At 71.3% G+C, this 14459-nt stretch carries 15 protein-coding genes; 9 read left to right on the top strand and 6 right to left on the bottom strand.

Annotated features, from left to right (window positions below):
• Window positions 1–244 precede the first annotated feature (244 nt).
• Window positions 245–601: a hypothetical protein gene (locus AB0M56_RS24800; protein WP_364179981.1), complete on the bottom strand. Its 357-nt coding sequence runs from the start codon at window positions 599–601 to the stop codon at window positions 245–247.
• A gap of 227 nt (window positions 602–828) precedes the next feature.
• On the opposite strand from AB0M56_RS24800, the gene AB0M56_RS24795 reads away from it, so the two are divergent.
• The 6 genes from AB0M56_RS24795 to AB0M56_RS24770 all read left to right on the top strand — a co-directional run bounded on the left by AB0M56_RS24795 (window position 829) and on the right by AB0M56_RS24770 (window position 7589).
• Window positions 829–2316 (top strand): alkaline phosphatase family protein, encoded by a 1488-nt coding sequence (locus AB0M56_RS24795; RefSeq protein WP_364179979.1) that lies wholly within the window; start codon window positions 829–831, stop codon window positions 2314–2316.
• Window positions 2317–2620: 304 nt separating this feature from the next.
• The gene (locus AB0M56_RS24790; protein ID WP_364179977.1) at window positions 2621–4240 is read left to right on the top strand and encodes an ABC-F family ATP-binding cassette domain-containing protein; all 1620 of its coding nucleotides are present in this window, start codon (window positions 2621–2623) and stop codon (window positions 4238–4240) included.
• 109 nt (window positions 4241–4349) lie between these two features.
• The gene (locus AB0M56_RS24785) at window positions 4350–4784 is read left to right on the top strand and encodes a hypothetical protein (RefSeq protein ID WP_364179975.1); all 435 of its coding nucleotides are present in this window, start codon (window positions 4350–4352) and stop codon (window positions 4782–4784) included.
• A 25-nt stretch (window positions 4785–4809) separates the two neighbouring features.
• Window positions 4810–5895 (top strand): sensor histidine kinase, encoded by a 1086-nt coding sequence (locus AB0M56_RS24780; protein ID WP_364179973.1) that lies wholly within the window; start codon window positions 4810–4812, stop codon window positions 5893–5895.
• Window positions 5892–6500 carry a response regulator transcription factor gene (locus tag AB0M56_RS24775; RefSeq protein WP_354881654.1) on the top strand — a complete coding sequence of 203 codons (609 nt, stop codon included), beginning with the start codon at window positions 5892–5894 and terminating at the stop codon, window positions 6498–6500. Before AB0M56_RS24780 ends, AB0M56_RS24775 begins: the two co-directional genes overlap by 4 nt.
• Before the next feature lie 114 nt (window positions 6501–6614).
• Window positions 6615–7589 (top strand): NmrA/HSCARG family protein, encoded by a 975-nt coding sequence (locus AB0M56_RS24770; protein ID WP_364179970.1) that lies wholly within the window; start codon window positions 6615–6617, stop codon window positions 7587–7589.
• Between the two features lie 161 nt (window positions 7590–7750).
• Here AB0M56_RS24770 and AB0M56_RS24765 read toward each other — a convergent pair whose 3' ends face one another.
• From AB0M56_RS24765 to AB0M56_RS24750, 4 genes are all read right to left on the bottom strand, one after another.
• A complete protein-coding gene (locus AB0M56_RS24765; protein WP_364179968.1) occupies window positions 7751–8539 on the bottom strand; it encodes a MerR family transcriptional regulator in 789 nt (262 codons plus the stop codon).
• Between the two features lie 14 nt (window positions 8540–8553).
• Window positions 8554–9042 (bottom strand): VOC family protein, encoded by a 489-nt coding sequence (locus AB0M56_RS24760; protein ID WP_364179966.1) that lies wholly within the window; start codon window positions 9040–9042, stop codon window positions 8554–8556.
• A 34-nt stretch (window positions 9043–9076) separates the two neighbouring features.
• The gene (locus tag AB0M56_RS24755; protein WP_364179965.1) at window positions 9077–10129 is read right to left on the bottom strand and encodes a zinc-binding dehydrogenase; all 1053 of its coding nucleotides are present in this window, start codon (window positions 10127–10129) and stop codon (window positions 9077–9079) included.
• Between the two features lie 115 nt (window positions 10130–10244).
• Window positions 10245–10682: a VOC family protein gene (locus AB0M56_RS24750; RefSeq protein ID WP_364179963.1), complete on the bottom strand. Its 438-nt coding sequence runs from the start codon at window positions 10680–10682 to the stop codon at window positions 10245–10247.
• Between the two features lie 130 nt (window positions 10683–10812).
• On the opposite strand from AB0M56_RS24750, the gene AB0M56_RS24745 reads away from it, so the two are divergent.
• Window positions 10813–11544: a DJ-1/PfpI family protein gene (locus AB0M56_RS24745; protein WP_364179961.1), complete on the top strand. Its 732-nt coding sequence runs from the start codon at window positions 10813–10815 to the stop codon at window positions 11542–11544.
• A complete protein-coding gene (locus AB0M56_RS24740; protein ID WP_364179959.1) occupies window positions 11514–11810 on the top strand; it encodes a helix-turn-helix domain-containing protein in 297 nt (98 codons plus the stop codon). The genes AB0M56_RS24745 and AB0M56_RS24740 overlap by 31 nt, the downstream gene beginning before the upstream one ends.
• Here AB0M56_RS24740 and AB0M56_RS24735 read toward each other — a convergent pair.
• The gene (locus tag AB0M56_RS24735) at window positions 11776–12909 is read right to left on the bottom strand and encodes a hypothetical protein (protein WP_364179957.1); all 1134 of its coding nucleotides are present in this window, start codon (window positions 12907–12909) and stop codon (window positions 11776–11778) included. The genes AB0M56_RS24740 and AB0M56_RS24735 overlap by 35 nt on opposite strands.
• Before the next feature lie 224 nt (window positions 12910–13133).
• On the opposite strand from AB0M56_RS24735, the gene AB0M56_RS24730 reads away from it, so the two are divergent.
• On the top strand, window positions 13134–14453 hold the full coding sequence (locus AB0M56_RS24730) for a Bcr/CflA family multidrug efflux MFS transporter (RefSeq protein WP_364179955.1): 1320 nt from the start codon (window positions 13134–13136) through the stop codon (window positions 14451–14453).
• Window positions 14454–14459: the final 6 nt, after the last annotated feature.

The raw sequence follows: 14459 nt of genomic DNA, 5'->3' as shown, positions 1-14459 counted from the left end.
AGGATCCGCGCGGTGACCGGCCGCTTCGGGTGAGCGACCAGGCAACCACCGCGGCGCACTCACGAACCGAATTGATTCGCCGCCGCCGACGCCGTGGCGGGCGCGATCGGCGTCGTGGTGCCGGTCGCCAGCTGGCTGGTGGCCGGCGCCGTGCGCGCCGCCGCGGCAGAGACCGCGCGCTCGGTCTCCCGAGAGCGCGACGCCAGCCGTCGGCCGGTGCCGCTCAGCACGGCAAGCCGAGCCGTCAGGCCGGCGCCAGCACCAACGTCGTGTGCTGCCCGCTCAGCCCCTCGTTCATCACGAGCGCGCACGCCACCACGGTGCCCAGCCAGACAGCCGACACGGCGAGGTCCGATCGGGGGACCACCGGGTAGAGCACGGGGGTGAACGTGTTCCCGCCGTTGCCGCCCGTGGACGCGTGGACGTGGTTCATGTACCGGATCCCGGTGGTGCGGTCGAACAGCATCGGGTGCCGGAAGGCCTCGCTCACGTCGAACCCGCGGCGCTTCTTCTCCGGGCGGGTGTCGGCGAACTCGGTCACCTCGACGACGTGGCCCACCGGGATCGGCGCGGGGTAGTTCACCGCGATCGTGCGATTCACACCGGCACCCTAGCAACCACCGGCCGTTCCGCTGACGGAAAAAATGACACTCCATAGTGGACGCATCCTACGTCTGATTCCACCGATTAGTCCGGAAATCGAGTTGCGCACGTCACTGCGCCACGGCGAGTTCGGCCGAAGTTCAGCCGCTGCTCATCAACTCCTGGGCGAATGGCTCACCGCGGCAGACGAGTGTTCCCCGTGGCTCCCACCCCGAAAGGACCTCGATGACCGAGAACACCGACCAGGGCAACGGTTTCACGCGCCGACGCCTCCTGGGTTCCGCGGCCGCCGCGGGCGGTCTCGCCGCCGCCGCGATGGCGCTGCCGGCGAACGTCCGCAAGGCGATCGCTTCGCCCGCGCCGAAGAACGGCCGGATCTCCGACCTCAAGCACGTCGTCATGCTGATGCAGGAGAACCGCAGCTTCGACCACTACTACGGCACGCTGTCCGGCGTCCGCGGCTTCGGCGACCCTCACGCCGCCCGCCAGTCGGACGGCAGTTCGGTCTTCTACCAGAAGGACGCGAAGAACCCCAAGGGTTACCTGCTGCCCTACCACCTGGACACGAAGTCGACCGCCGCGCAGGCGATCCCGTCGACGAGCCACGAGTGGGCCGTGCAGCACGCGGCCTGGAACGGCGGCAAGAACGACCAGTGGCTGCCTGCTCACCGCGCCGCCGACGGCGAGACCAACGGTCAGTACACCATGGGTTACTTCACCCGTGAGGACATCCCGTTCCAGTACGCGCTGGCCGACGCGTTCACGATCCTCGACTCCTACCACTGCTCGGTGCTCGGCCCCACAGGCCCGAACCGCCACATGTGGATGGCGGGCACGATCGACGCCGCGGGCGACTTCGGTGGCCCGTCGCTGACCACGAGCGCGCCCAACGGCCAGTACTCGTTCAAGACCTACCCCGAGCGCCTCACCGAGGCCGGCGTGAGCTGGAAGATCTACCACTCGCCGGGCGGGACGACCGGGCTCGCCTCGCTCGCCCACATCGCCCAGTACTTCAACGCGAAGCCGGGCGACGACCTGTTCGAGAAGGGCATGAACCCGCAGCCGCTCGGCCAGTTCGAGTACGACGCGGCCCACGACCAGCTGCCCACCGTGAGCTGGATCCTGCCGCCCTCGGGCTTCGACGAGCACCCGGCCGGCCTGCCCGCGGCGGGCGCGACCTTCGTCGCCGGCAAGATCGACGCCATCGCGGCCAACCCCGACGTGTGGGCCAAGACGGCGTTCATCCTGTCCTACGACGAGAACGACGGCCTGTTCGACCACGTCGTGCCGCCCACCCCGAAGCCCGGCACCCCGGGTGAGTTCGTGTTCAAGAAGTCGGTGACCGGCGTCGACGGCGCCGGCCTGCCCACCGGCCTCGGCTTCCGCGTGCCGTGCATCATCGTGTCGCCGTGGACCGTGGGTGGCTGGGTGTGTTCGGAGCTGTCCGACCACACGTCGCAGCTGCGGCTGCTGGAACACGTGACCGGCGTGCGCGAAACCAACATCACCGACTGGCGCCGCCACACCGTGGGCGACCTCACCTCGGCGTTCCGCTTCCACGACGCCACCAAGCACGCGCCGACGCTGCCCGACACCACGGGCCAGTACAACCTCGCGCAGTACGAGGTCAGCCAGTTCACCCTGCCGCCCATCCCGACCACGCAGCAGAGCTTCCCCCACCAGGAGCCCGGCCACCGGCCGAAGACCTCCTGACCTCGGCATTCGTCACCCGTCCGTCCATTCACGACGGACGGGTGACGGCACCGGCGAGCGGGGTTTCAGCGGCGCGTCGACCGCGCGGCTGATAAGGTCGTGGTGCTTGTGAACGCGAGGGACCAGGGAGTTGACCACCACCATGGTGGCTGAGGACGACATCTCCGGGTGAATCCGGCGACGACAGCGGTGCGCTCGGTGCTTTTACCACCGCAGCGACACCGCATCTTGTCGTTTCCTGAAACCCTGCCCTGTCGTTCTCCGGGCGGCTCACGCACGCCCGCTCCACCCTGAGAGTCCTGCCATGTCCAAGACCTCCGTCGTCTGTTCCGGCCTGTCCTTTTCCTGGACCGACGGCACCCCCGTCTTCGAAGACCTGTCTTTCACGCTCGGGCCGGGTCGCACCGGCCTCGTCGCGCCCAACGGCGCCGGCAAGAGCACCCTGCTCAAGCTCATTGCCGGCGAGCTCCACCCGCTCGCCGGGTCGGTGACCACCGACGGCGTGCTCGGCTACCTGCCGCAGACGCTGCCGCTCGCCGGAGAACCGACCGTGGCCGAGGTCCTGGAGATCGCGCCGATCGTGCGCGCGCTCGCGGCCATCGAAGGTGGTGACGCGAGCGAAGAGCACTTCGCGAAAGTCGGCAGCGACTGGGACATCGAAGAACGCGCCCGCGCGGAGCTCGACCGGCTCGGGCTCGGCGACATCGCGCTCGACCGCCGCCTCGACACCCTCAGCGGTGGCCAGATCGTGTCGCTCGGCCTGGCCGCGCAGCTGCTCAAACAGCCCGACGTGCTGCTGCTCGACGAGCCCACCAACAACCTGGATCGCGACTCCCGCCGCCGGCTGCATACCGTGCTCGGTGACTGGAAGGGCACGCTGCTGCTGGTCAGCCACGACCGTGACCTGCTCGACCGCATGGACCGGGTCGCGGAGCTGGACCACGGTTCGCTGCGGCTGTTCGGCGGCAGCTTCACCGAGTACGAGGCCGCGAAGAAGGCCGCGCGCGAGGTCGCGGAGAAGAACGTGCGCTCGGCCGAGCAGGAGGTCAAGCGCGAGAAACGCGAGCTGCAGCAGGCCCGCGAACGCGCGGCTCGGCGGGCGTCCACCGGCGCCCGTACCGGCTCCGACATCCCGCGTATCGCGCTCGGCAACATCAAGCGCCGCGCGGAGTCGTCGGCCGGCAAGGCCAACGACATGCACTCGCAGCGCCTCGGCGTCGCCAAGGCCAGGCTCGACGAGGCCGACCGCGCCGCGCGCGAGGACGACACGATCGTGCTGGAGCTGCCCGACACCGCCGTGCCCGCCGGGCGCACGGTGTTCCACGGCGAGCGCCTGCGCGTGCGGGAGCTGTTCGCCGGCGAAGGCGCGACGCTGGCGATCCGCGGGCCGGAGCGGATCGCGTTGATCGGCGCCAACGGAGTCGGCAAGTCGACATTGATGCGGCTCGTCGCCGGCCTGCTCGAACCCGACAGTGGGCTGCTGACCAGGGCCGACGGCCGCGTCGCGTATCTCTCGCAGCGCCTCGACCTGCTCGACGACGACCGCACCGTGGCGGAGAACCTGCGCGCGGCCGCGCCGCAGCTGCCCGAGGCCGATCTGATGAACCTGCTCGCGCGCTTCCTGTTCCGCGGGCCGCGGGCGCACCTGCCGGTCCGGGTGCTCTCGGGTGGCGAACGGCTGCGGGCGACGCTGGTGTGCGTGCTGTGCGCGGAGCCGGCGCCGCAGCTGCTCCTGCTCGACGAGCCCACGAACAACCTCGACCTCGCGAGCGTGGAGCAGCTCACGGGCGCGCTCAACGCGTACCAGGGCGCGTTCGTGGTCGTGGGCCACGACGACCGCTTCCTCTCCGAGCTGGGCATCGGCCGCTGGCTCACGCTGGCCGAGGGCAAGCTGACGGAAACGGGGCCGCCGTCGGATTCCTGACAAATGTCATGGGCGGTTGATGCGCCGGCTCACTGCTGCGAGCCGGCGCACTCGCCCAGCATGAGTGGAGAACAAGGCGCGACCTCCACTCAGTCCGGAAAGGACAATCATGAACGCCAGATCCGCCGCCGTGTCCCACGAAAACCTCAACCACCCGCGCAGCCTCTCGGCCTTCCGCACCACGAGACTGCTCGTCATCGCCTACCTCACGCTCAGCGTGCTCACCGTCGGAGCGGTGGTCCTGCTGCGGAACAACTCCGCGATGGTCACCGACGCGGTTTGGGTGCGGACGGTGATCGTCGTGGCCAGCGCCCTGCTCACGCTGTCCTTCACCCTCCGGACGAGCAAGGGCTCGCGCCGCGCCTACCTGCGGCTGCGGTTTGTCACCGCGATCATGCTGGTGGCCCTGGTCGTCATTGCGGCGCTGCCCGGCGCGTTCCCGGTGTGGCTGCGAGCCGAACAAGGCGTGTGCGCGCTGCTCCTGCTGGGCGTGGTGCTGATCGTCAACGGGCGGCACGTCCGCTCGTTGTTCGCCCGGGCCTGACCACGGCCCCGGTAGCGTGCCGCACGTGGACGACAACGCCGATCGCTGGGTGCTCGGGCGGCGCCGGTTCGTGCTCGACGCCGGCATGCTCGTGTACCCGGCGGTGACCGTGGCCGGCCTGGTGCCGCGCGGCGGCACCACCGCGGTGGTGGGCTGCGTGCTCGTGGGCTTGTTCAGCTGCTGCTACGTGGTGGCCACGATCGCCGCGGACCGCGTGGCCCCGCGGGTGTTCTGGTGGTCACTGGGCGCGCAGGCGGTGCTGTTCCTCGCCCTGTTGCCCTTCGCGCAGGCCGACGCGTTCTTCCTGGCCGCGGTCGTCGTGGCGTTTCTGATGCGGCAGTTGCGCGGCAGAGCGGCGGTGGCGGTGCTCCTGGGGGCCGGGCTGGCGGCGATCGTCGTGCCGCCGGCTGTGCGGCCGTGGCACTCCGGGCCGGCGTGGGCGCAGGCCATCGCGCTCGTGTTCACCGCGTTGATGGTCTACGCCTTCTCCGAGGCGGTCCGTACCAACCGCGCGCTGGTCGAGGCTCGCGCGGAGGTCGAGCGGCTCGCGGCCGAAGCCGAGCGCACCCGCATCGCCCGCGACCTGCACGACCTGCTCGGCCACTCGCTCACCGCGATCACGGTGAAGAGCAATCTCGCCCGCCGGCTCGGGGAGACGGACGCGGAACGCGCGTTCGAGGAGATCGGCGAGGTCGAACGCCTCTCCCGGCAGGCACTCGCCGACGTGCGCGCGGCCGTCTCGGGCAGCCGCGACGTGACGCTGGCCGGGGAGCTGGCGCGCGGCCGGGAGCTGCTGCGCGCCTCCGGGGTCACGGCCGACCTGCCCACCGCGACGGACGTGGTCGACGGCGCCCACCAGGAGCTGTTCGGCTGGGTCGTGCGGGAGGGGCTGACCAACGTCGCGCGCCATGCTCGTGCGACGAGCTGCACCGTCCGGCTTTCGGCTTCGGAGGTGGAAGTGCGCGACGACGGGGTGGGCGCGGTGGTTACTCCGGGCAACGGTCTGGACGGGTTGCGCTCGCGCGTCGCCGAGGCCGGTGGCCGGATGGAGGCGGGGCCGGTGCAGCCGCGGGGGTGGCGGCTGTGCGTGTCGATGGGGGCTCGGGCATGACCATCCGACTGCTGCTGGCCGACGACCAAGCCCTGGTGCGCCAGGCGTTGTGCGCCCTGCTGGAGCTGGAAGACGACTTCGCGGTCGTCGCGTCGGTCGGCCGCGGTGACCAGGTGGTGGACGCGGCGCTGGCGGAGCAGCCGGACGTCGCGTTGCTGGACATCGAGATGCCGGGTCTCGACGGTCTGGCCGCGGCGGCCGTGCTCGCCAAGAAAGCGCCGGGCTGTCGCGTGGTCATGCTGACCACGTTCGGGCGTGCGGGCTACCTGCGGCGCGCGATGGAGGCGGGTGCCGTCGGGTTCGTGGTGAAGGACGCGCCGGCCGAGACGCTGGCCGACGCGATCCGCCGCGTGGTCGCCGGTGAGCGCGTGGTGGATCCGGCGCTTGCCGTCGCGACGCTGGCGGCGGGGGAGTCGCCGCTCACCGCGCGCGAGCGCGACGTGCTGATCGCCGCCCGGTCGGGAGTCTCGGTCGCCGAGATCGCGGCGACGCTGTACCTGTCGGAGGGCACGGTGCGCAACTACCTGTCGGCGGCGATCGCCAAGACCGGGACGCGCAACCGGATGGAAGCACTGCGGGTCGCCGACGAGCGTGGCTGGCTGTGACAGCCCGTGCCGTCCCCCTCTGTGGGTACCCACGGCGGGGCGAGGTGTCGTCCGGAAAAGAGGGACAGCCTGGAACTCGTTCGGGAAACATCCGACGAGAGAGGCAGGAACCCGATGACCGACAAGAAGATCATTGCCGTGGTGGGGGCGACCGGTTCGCAGGGTGGTGGTCTGGCCCGGGCGATCCTCGACGACCCGCAGGGACCGTTCAGCCTTCGCGCGCTGACCCGCGACGTCGAGTCCCCGGCGGCGAAGGAGCTGGCGGCGCGCGGCGCTGAGGTCGTGGCGGCAGATCTCGACGACGAGGCCGGCGTGCTGCGCGCGTTCGAAGGCGCGTATGGCGCGTACGTGGTCACGAACTTCTGGGTCCAGCGCACACCCGAGGAGGAGGCGGCGCGCACGCGGGCGCAGATGGAGCTCGACCAGGCGGAGATCGCCGCGCGCGCCGCGAAGCAGGCCGGCCTGAAGCACGTGGTCTGGTCGACGCTGGAGGACACGCGACCGCACTTCGAGCACCAGGGCCTCGAGCTGCCGACGCTGCTCGAGAAGTACACGGTGCCCCACTTCGACGCCAAGGGCGAGGGCAACCGGTTCTTCACCGAGCAGGGCGTGCCCACGACGTTCCTGGAGACGACGTTCTACTACGAGTCGTTCCTGAAGGGGCAAGGCGTGCACCGCGGCGCCGACGGCAAGCTCGTGCTGACCAACCCGATGGGCGACTCCGTGATGGCGCTGGTCGCGTCGGAGGACATCGGCCGCACCGCCTACGGCATCTTCCTCGCCGGCCCGACGTACATCGGCCGCACCGTCGGCCTCGCCGGCGCGCACTACACGGGAGTCGAGCTGGCGGAGCTGTTCACGAAGGTGCTGGGCGAGGAGGTCGTCTACCGGCCCCAGACCCACGACGAGGTCCGCGCCGGTGGCTACCCGGGCGCCGTCGAGATCGGCAACATGTACCAGTTCTACGCCGACGCCGCCAACTCGTTCGTCGAGTCCCGCGACCTCGAGCGCGTGCGCCGCATCAACCCGCGGCTGAAGCCGCTGGAGGAGTGGCTGCGGGAGCACAAGTCGGAGCTGCTGACCGACTGATTCGAGTTCCGGACCACCGGGCGACGCCGTCGGGGGACGGCGCGCGGTGGTCCGGGTTGCGTGCGGTGGCGGTGAGGCGCCGCCGTGCGGGGGAACGCTCGTCGGCGGGGCCGGTCGCGCTGCGCCGGCGGCGAGCACTTCCGGTTGTGCCGGGCGACAAGTCAGTCCCAGGTGGCGGTTTCCGGGTCGACGCCGTGGGCCGCGGCGTTCGCGCTGATCACCTCGCGCAGCCACGGCGCCAGGTCCGGCGATAAACCGCTGTAGTAACTCGCGAAACCCTCGTCCTCCGCCAGCAGCCGGCCGAGGCAGACATGGCGGGCGTGGGGGCAGTCGAAGTAGGTGGTCATGGCCGCGCGGTGGCGCTCGGCCAGCGCGTTGGCCTCGGGGGAGCCCGGCTTGACGCCGGTCTGGTGCGCGGTCGCCAGGTCGGCGTTCAGCTTTTCCACCCGGGCCGTGACTTCCCGCCAGTCCGCGGGGCTCAGTGCGGCGGCGCGCTCGGCGTACTGAGTCCACTGAGGACTGTCACCCCAGCGGGTTTCGGCTTCGCCGACCCATTCCGGGCGCCAGTCGGACCCGAAGATCTCCACCTGCTGTTCCGGCGTGAGCTGGATGCCGGTCTTCGCGGCGGCCAGCATGCGGTCGACGGCCGACACCATCGTCTCCAGGCGGGAAATCCGGTCGACGAGTTCGGTGCGCTGGCGCCGCAAGTGCTCGCGGGCGTCGACCGCCGGGTCGTCGAGGAGCCGGCCGATCTCGGCGAGCGGGAAGCCCAGCTCGCGGTACACGAGGACCCGGTGCACCCGGGCGATGTCGTCGCCCGAGTACACCCGGTACCCCGCAAACGTGCGTTCGCTCGGGCGCACGAGACCGATCGCGTCCCAGTGGTGCAGCGTCTTCACGCTGACCCCGACGAGCGCCGCCGCGCGGCCGACGGTGAGGCCTTCACTCATCAGGCCAGTGTGGCTCACCCGCGCGGAACGTCGATCCCGACGGCGCGCAGCTCGGCGGCCTGGGCGCTGTCGGGGTCGATCGGCCGGGCGGCGGTCAGTACGATCCGCACCCGTTCTGGCGTCTCCACCGTGAGCTCGACGGAGTTCCACGGCTTCACCTCCGGACCGCTCGTGCAGCCCGGCCGCAACTCCTCGCACCGCGCGGCGACCTCGTCGATCTGGGAGAGAACGCACGAGAAGCTGATGGCCAACGCGGAGCCGGGCCCGACTTGACCCGGCACGAGCAGCACGTCCTGGAACGCCCACCGCCGCAGGTGGGTGATCCGGCCGGGGATGGAGAACAGGTCGATGAACCCGAGGCCGCGCAACCAGAAGTCCTTGGACTCCTCGAGGTCGGCCGTCGGGAGCAGCGGGAACATGGGCATGCCGTAGATGCCGCGGTAGGGCTCCGGCGCGATCGCGTCGAGTGCCGGCATCGGGACGGGGCTGGTGTATTCGGTCACGCCTTCGATGCTCGACCCTCCTGCGACGTCAGGGTCAAGGGCGAAGCAACACCCGGATCGGGTCGCCGTCGTGCTCGCGCAGGCGCCGCACGCCCTCGGCGGCTTCCTCCAGCGGCAGGATCGCGCTCACGGAGCCCGACACGTCCAGCCGCCCGCGGGCGACGAGCTCCACCAGGTCGGACAGGTGCTTCATGCGGTAGCCGAGGTGCCCGACGACGGTGTGGCGCCGCCGCACGAAGTTCAGCTCGGCCCCCAATTCCAGCTGGTCGGGCGACATCCCGACGAGCACCAGCCGGCCGCGGTGGCCGAGCGCGCGGTCGGCCTGCTTGACGCTGGCACCCCGGCCGACGCAGTCGAACGCGACGTCGAGCCCGTGGCCACCGGTGATGTCCGCGAGCTTGTCCGGCGTGGCTTCGTCGAGCGGGTCGAGCGCGAAGTCGGCGCCGAGGCCGAGCGCGCGTTCACGGGCCGCCGGCAGCGGGTCGAGCGCCACGATCGGCGACGCGCCGCAGATGCGCGCGAGCTGCACCAGGTGCGTGCCCAGCCCGCCGAGACCCCAGATCCCGACGGCCTCCGCGGGGCGCAGGCCGGCCGTGTCGAGGGCGCCGTACGGGGTCGAGACCGCGTCGGCCAGCACCGCGGCCTGCTCCAGCGGCACGTGCTCCGGCACACCGACCAGCGTCGTCGCGGGCGTGACCACGTACTCGGCCCAGGCGCCGTCGTAGTCGAAGGCCATGATCTCGAGCTTTTCGCACACGTCGATCCCGCCGCCCTGGCGGCATTCGCGGCACGTGCCGCACGGCCGGCCCGCGGCCACGACCACGCGGTCGCCCGGCGACCAGAAGCCGACCTCTTCGCCGACGGCGGCGACGGTTCCGGCCGTCTCGTGCCCGGGCGTGATCACCGGCAGTTTCGGGGTGAAGTGCCCGTCGAGCTGGGTCAGGTCCGAGTGGCAGATCCCGCACGCCGCGACCTTGACCACGACCTCACCGCGCCCCGGGGTCGGCACGGGCACCGTCTCCACGCTCAGCTTCTTCGACGCCGCGTCGAACCGCGCCGCTCGCATCGTGGCCGGCAGGCCGCTCATGGGAACTCCTCTTTCGGGTCGGCTTATGCGCCGACACTAACGATCAGCGGCCGCCAAGATCAACGACCGCTGACCGTCCGTACCGGCATCCGTGCACCGGACTGTCCTGAGTGGACTATTCGAGCGCGGCGGTGAGCTCCAGGTGGATGCCGTCTGGGTCGTCGACGGACAGGATCGCGATGCCGAACGCCGGCAGCTCGCGGATCGTGCCGTGCACGACGTCCGTGGCGTCGAGGCGCTCCTGTGCCTCCCGCAGCCGGGCCATCGAGCCGAGCTGGAAGCTCAGGTGGTCGAGGCCGACGCGTTCGGACTCGAACCGGTCGGCCTTCTCGGCCACCGGACGCAGGCCGAGGATCAGGTTCTCGTTGGCGAGTACGACTCCGCCGTAGAGCGCTTCGCGGTCGGCCCGGATGGCCGGGTCGTCCGGGCTGCCCGGCGATTCGGCCGCGACACCGAAGCCGAGCACCTCGGTGTAGAAGGCGCGCGAGCGGTCGAGGTCGGTCACGGTGAGCCGCAGGTGGTGGACGCCGCCCAGGGCGCTGAGGATCGGCATGGTGGCCGCCTTCCGGTTCGGCCCGCCACCCCTCGGCGACGGTGCCTGGTTCGCACGCTAGGTCCACTTTGGTCGCCTCGGAAGTGTCGGGTCCGACGAGTTCGGCACCGTTCCCGACCTGGACCTCGCGGTGTTCGTCGTCGACGGCGTGGCCGATTTCGGCCTCACCGCGGTGCCGGAAGTGCTCCGGACGGCCAACGGACTCGCCGCTGACCTGCCGGATCCGCCGCGTCCGTTCGGCATCCGCACGGTGTCCGCCGGTGGCGCCGTCCGCTCGGCGCACGGGTACACGATCCCCGCGGAACTCGTGAAAACCGTGTTGGCCGAAGGTCCCGACCTGCTGCTGGTGCCCGCCGTCGAAATCCCGGAGCCCGAAGCGCTCGTGCGCGAGGTCAGCGGGGCGTCGGGCCGCACCGTGCTGCACGCCCTCAACGCCGCGCGCGAAGCCGGCGCCCGCGTGGCCGCGGCCTGCACGGCCGCGTTCTTCCTGGCCGAGGCCGGCGTGCTCGACGGCGTGCGCGCCACCACCAGCTGGTGGCTCGGCCTGGCGCTGCGCCGCCGCTACCCGCGCGTCGACGTCGACGAGACGCGCACGCTCTGCGTTGGCGAGGACGTGATCACCGCGGGGGCGGCGCTCGCGCACCTGGACCTGGCGTTGTCGCTGGTCGCGGCCTCCAGTCCGGCGCTGGCCGACCTCGTGAGCCGCTATCTGCTCATCGGCAACCGCACCACGCAACATACTTCGCGGCCACGGAGATCCTCGTGCGCGGCAACCCGCTGGTCGCCGCGTTCGAACGCCGCGTGCGGTCGCGGCTGGGGGAGTCGCTGCAGGTGGCGGCGCTGGCGGGCGAGCTGGGGGTGACCGAACGCAGCCTGCAACGCACCCTGCAGGCCAAGCTGGGAATGTCGCCGCGCGATCTGATCACCGAGATCCGGCTGCAGCGCGCGATCCACCTGCCGCGCACGACCGGCTTGACCGTCGACGCCGTGGCCACCCGCGTCGGTTACCTCAACGGCGGCACCCTGCGGACGTTGATCCGTCGCCCGCGTGGCCTGAGCGTCGGCGAGGTGCGTGGCTCGGGCTCGCCGTGGCTCAGTGCTCCGCTGCCGGCGCCGTCGCCGGACTGACCGGCATCATCACGGCCGGCCCGAGGGCACTCCACCCCGGCACCGGCGCGACCTGCGGTTCGAGGTGCTGCCCGAGCCCTTCGCCCGAGTGGTTCCGCAGGTACCGCAGACCCCGGCGGGAGCGGCGATAGGTGCGCGCGGCGATCAGCCCGACGAGCCCGAACACGATCCCGCCCGCGACGTTGGTGTGCGACGCGGGTCCGGTCAACACGAGGTCGGGCAGCGCGGGGAAGAAGGACATCACCGCGATCGTCAGGCACGCGATGGCGACCACGAGCACGAACACCGGTGCCTTGAACCCGGGGCTGCCGCCGGCCATCGCGGTGGTGCCGGCCCGGACGTCGGCGACGGCCTCGCCGTGGCGCTGCACGGCCACCGCGCGGTCGGCGTTGTTCTCGCCGGCGAGCTTCGGGTCCTTCCGCGCCTTCTCGGCCCGCGCGACGACGAGGTCGAGCACCTGCTGCGGGTTCGCGTGCTCCAGGTGCAGCAGCCACTGCCGACCTTCGCCGGCCACCCGCAGCACCGACTGGTCGCCGGCCTGGCCGAGCTGGGCGTAGGCGAGCTCGCTGTAGAGCAGGCCAGGGCCGTTGGCGCGAGCGTTGCCGAGCTTGCCGGTGCTGCCGTGCACGAGCCGGTCCCACTGGAGGAGCAGCCGGCCGTCGGTCAGGCGCACCACCACCTCCGTGCGGGCCCCGGCCAGGTCGAGCCCGAGCGGCCGGTTGAGCACGAGCTGCGCGAGGCGACCGCATCCGTACGCCACGACCACGGCGACCGGCGCCGCGACGAGCCCTCGCCAGCCCTCGCCGAAGCCGACTGCCATCTGGATCGCCCCGGAGGAGAGCAGCTCGAACCCGAGCAGCAGCCCGCACCACCCGAGCGCCACCGGCCACACCGTCGGGCGCCGGTGGTAGACGAGCACGAAGCCCAGCACCAGCAGCACGTACGGGCTCAAGCCCCGCAGCATCGCCGGCGCGCCCAGCCCGGGTGTCGTGCTCCACCCGAACGCCGTGAACGGCCCCAGGAGCCCCACGAGCACCAGCACTCCCGCGGCGATTCGCCGCACCGCCATTCCCGGCCCCGAGGGCAGTGATTCCACCACCGCGTCACCTTGCCACGACAGAGTCTCCCCGCGGGGGTGATCTGTCGTATGCGAACTGTCTATTGTGGACATTTCTAGCGGGTGAATCCCGGATTACCTTGTCGTAGCGGTGCAACCACGAGGCGTCACCCGGAGAAAGGCGCGGTGTGATCTGGGAAGGATGTCGGAATAGGCGAGTCCCGTTCGTCGTAGGAGTGAGGTGGCTACCGACTGAGGGAGATGCTGTGACGAACAGGCTGGAAGCCGCACCCGGCGCAGGAGTGTCCGCTGGGGGCGGACAGCTCAAGCTGGTGTTGATCCTGGGTGTCCTCGTGGCACTCGGCCCGCTGTCCATCGACATGTACCTGCCCGCGCTGCCGACCATCGCGCAGGACCTGCTCACGTCCGAGTCCACCATCCAGCTGACGCTGACCGGCACCGTGCTCGGGCTGGCGCTCGGGCAGCTGCTGGTCGGGCCGCTGTCCGACGCGTTCGGCCGGCGGATCCCGCTCATCACCGGCAGCTTGATCCACGTCGGTGCCTCGCTGCTCTGCCTGGTGGCGCCGAACGTCGAGCTGCTCACGGGCGCGCGCATCCTGCAGGGCCTCGGCGCCTCCGCGGGCGCGGTGCTGGCGCTGGCTGTGGTGCGTGACCTCTACACCGACCGCAACGCCGCGAAGCTGCTGTCGCGCCTGATCCTCGTGATGGGTGTGTCGCCGGTGCTCGCGCCGACGCTCGGCAGCGCCCTGCTGAGCTGGACCGAGTGGCGTGGCGTGTTCGTGGTGCTCGCCGTGATCGGGCTCGCGAGCGCGATCGCCGCGGCGCTGGCCCTGCCGGAGACGCTGCCGAAGCAGCGCCGCCAGCCGTGGGAGCTCAAGGCGACGGTCCGCTCGTACCGCGGGCTGCTCACCGACCGCTCGTTCATCGGCCTGGTGATCGTGGCCGGCCTCGCGATGGCCGGGCTGTTCGCGTTCATCAGCGGTGGCTCGTTCGTGTTCCAGCAGGAGTTCGGTCTCAACCAGCAGCAGTTCGGCCTGCTCTTCGGCGCCAGCGCGATCTGGCTGATCGCCGCGACGCAGGTCAACGCGCGGCTGATGAACCGCTACGAGCCGGCCCAGGTGCTGCTCGTCGCGAGCGTGGCGGCCGTCGTGGCCTCGGCGGTCCTGCTGGTCACGTCGCTCACCGGCTTCGGCGGGATGTTCGGCGTCGCGGTGCCCGTGTGGGCGGTGCTGTTCTTCGCCGGCCTGATCCTGCCCAACGCGCCCGCGGTCGCCCTGAACTCCCACGGTGACAACGCCGGCACCGCGGCGTCGCTGCTGGGTGCCGTGCAGTTCGGCATCGGCGCGGCCGTGTCGCCGGTCGTGGGCCTGATCGGCAACAACGCCGCCGCCATGGGGATCGTGATGTTCAGCGGCATCCTGCTGGCGGGCGTCGTCCTGTGGGTTGTTGCCCGGCCGTGGGAGCTCACGGTCCCGGACGAGTCGGCCGGCGACGAGCGGGTGACCGAGCCGGAACCCGCGGCCCGGCCCGAGCCGGAGGCCGTCGCCTGCGCCGACGCGGTCTGACCGCCT

The organism is Amycolatopsis sp. NPDC051372, assembly GCF_040682095.1.
GTDB lineage: Bacteria > Actinomycetota > Actinomycetes > Mycobacteriales > Pseudonocardiaceae > Amycolatopsis.
The sequence above is the reverse complement of the archived record's forward strand: the minus strand, read 5'-3'. Positions and strand labels throughout refer to the sequence as shown.

What these genes read in the sequence shown, in the direction of transcription:
- AB0M56_RS24795 (WP_364179979.1), top strand. Translation starts at nt 829, where the DNA reads ATGACCGAGAACACCGACCAGGGCAACGGTTTCACGCGCCGACGCCTC.
- AB0M56_RS24790 (WP_364179977.1), top strand. Translation starts at nt 2,621, where the DNA reads ATGTCCAAGACCTCCGTCGTCTGTTCCGGCCTGTCCTTTTCCTGGACC.
- AB0M56_RS24785 (WP_364179975.1), top strand. Translation starts at nt 4,350, where the DNA reads ATGAACGCCAGATCCGCCGCCGTGTCCCACGAAAACCTCAACCACCCG.
- AB0M56_RS24775 (WP_354881654.1), top strand. Translation starts at nt 5,892, where the DNA reads ATGACCATCCGACTGCTGCTGGCCGACGACCAAGCCCTGGTGCGCCAG.
- AB0M56_RS24770 (WP_364179970.1), top strand. Translation starts at nt 6,615, where the DNA reads ATGACCGACAAGAAGATCATTGCCGTGGTGGGGGCGACCGGTTCGCAG.
- AB0M56_RS24765 (WP_364179968.1), bottom strand. Translation starts at nt 8,539, where the DNA reads ATGAGTGAAGGCCTCACCGTCGGCCGCGCGGCGGCGCTCGTCGGGGTC.
- AB0M56_RS24755 (WP_364179965.1), bottom strand. Translation starts at nt 10,129, where the DNA reads ATGAGCGGCCTGCCGGCCACGATGCGAGCGGCGCGGTTCGACGCGGCG.
- AB0M56_RS24750 (WP_364179963.1), bottom strand. Translation starts at nt 10,682, where the DNA reads ATGCCGATCCTCAGCGCCCTGGGCGGCGTCCACCACCTGCGGCTCACC.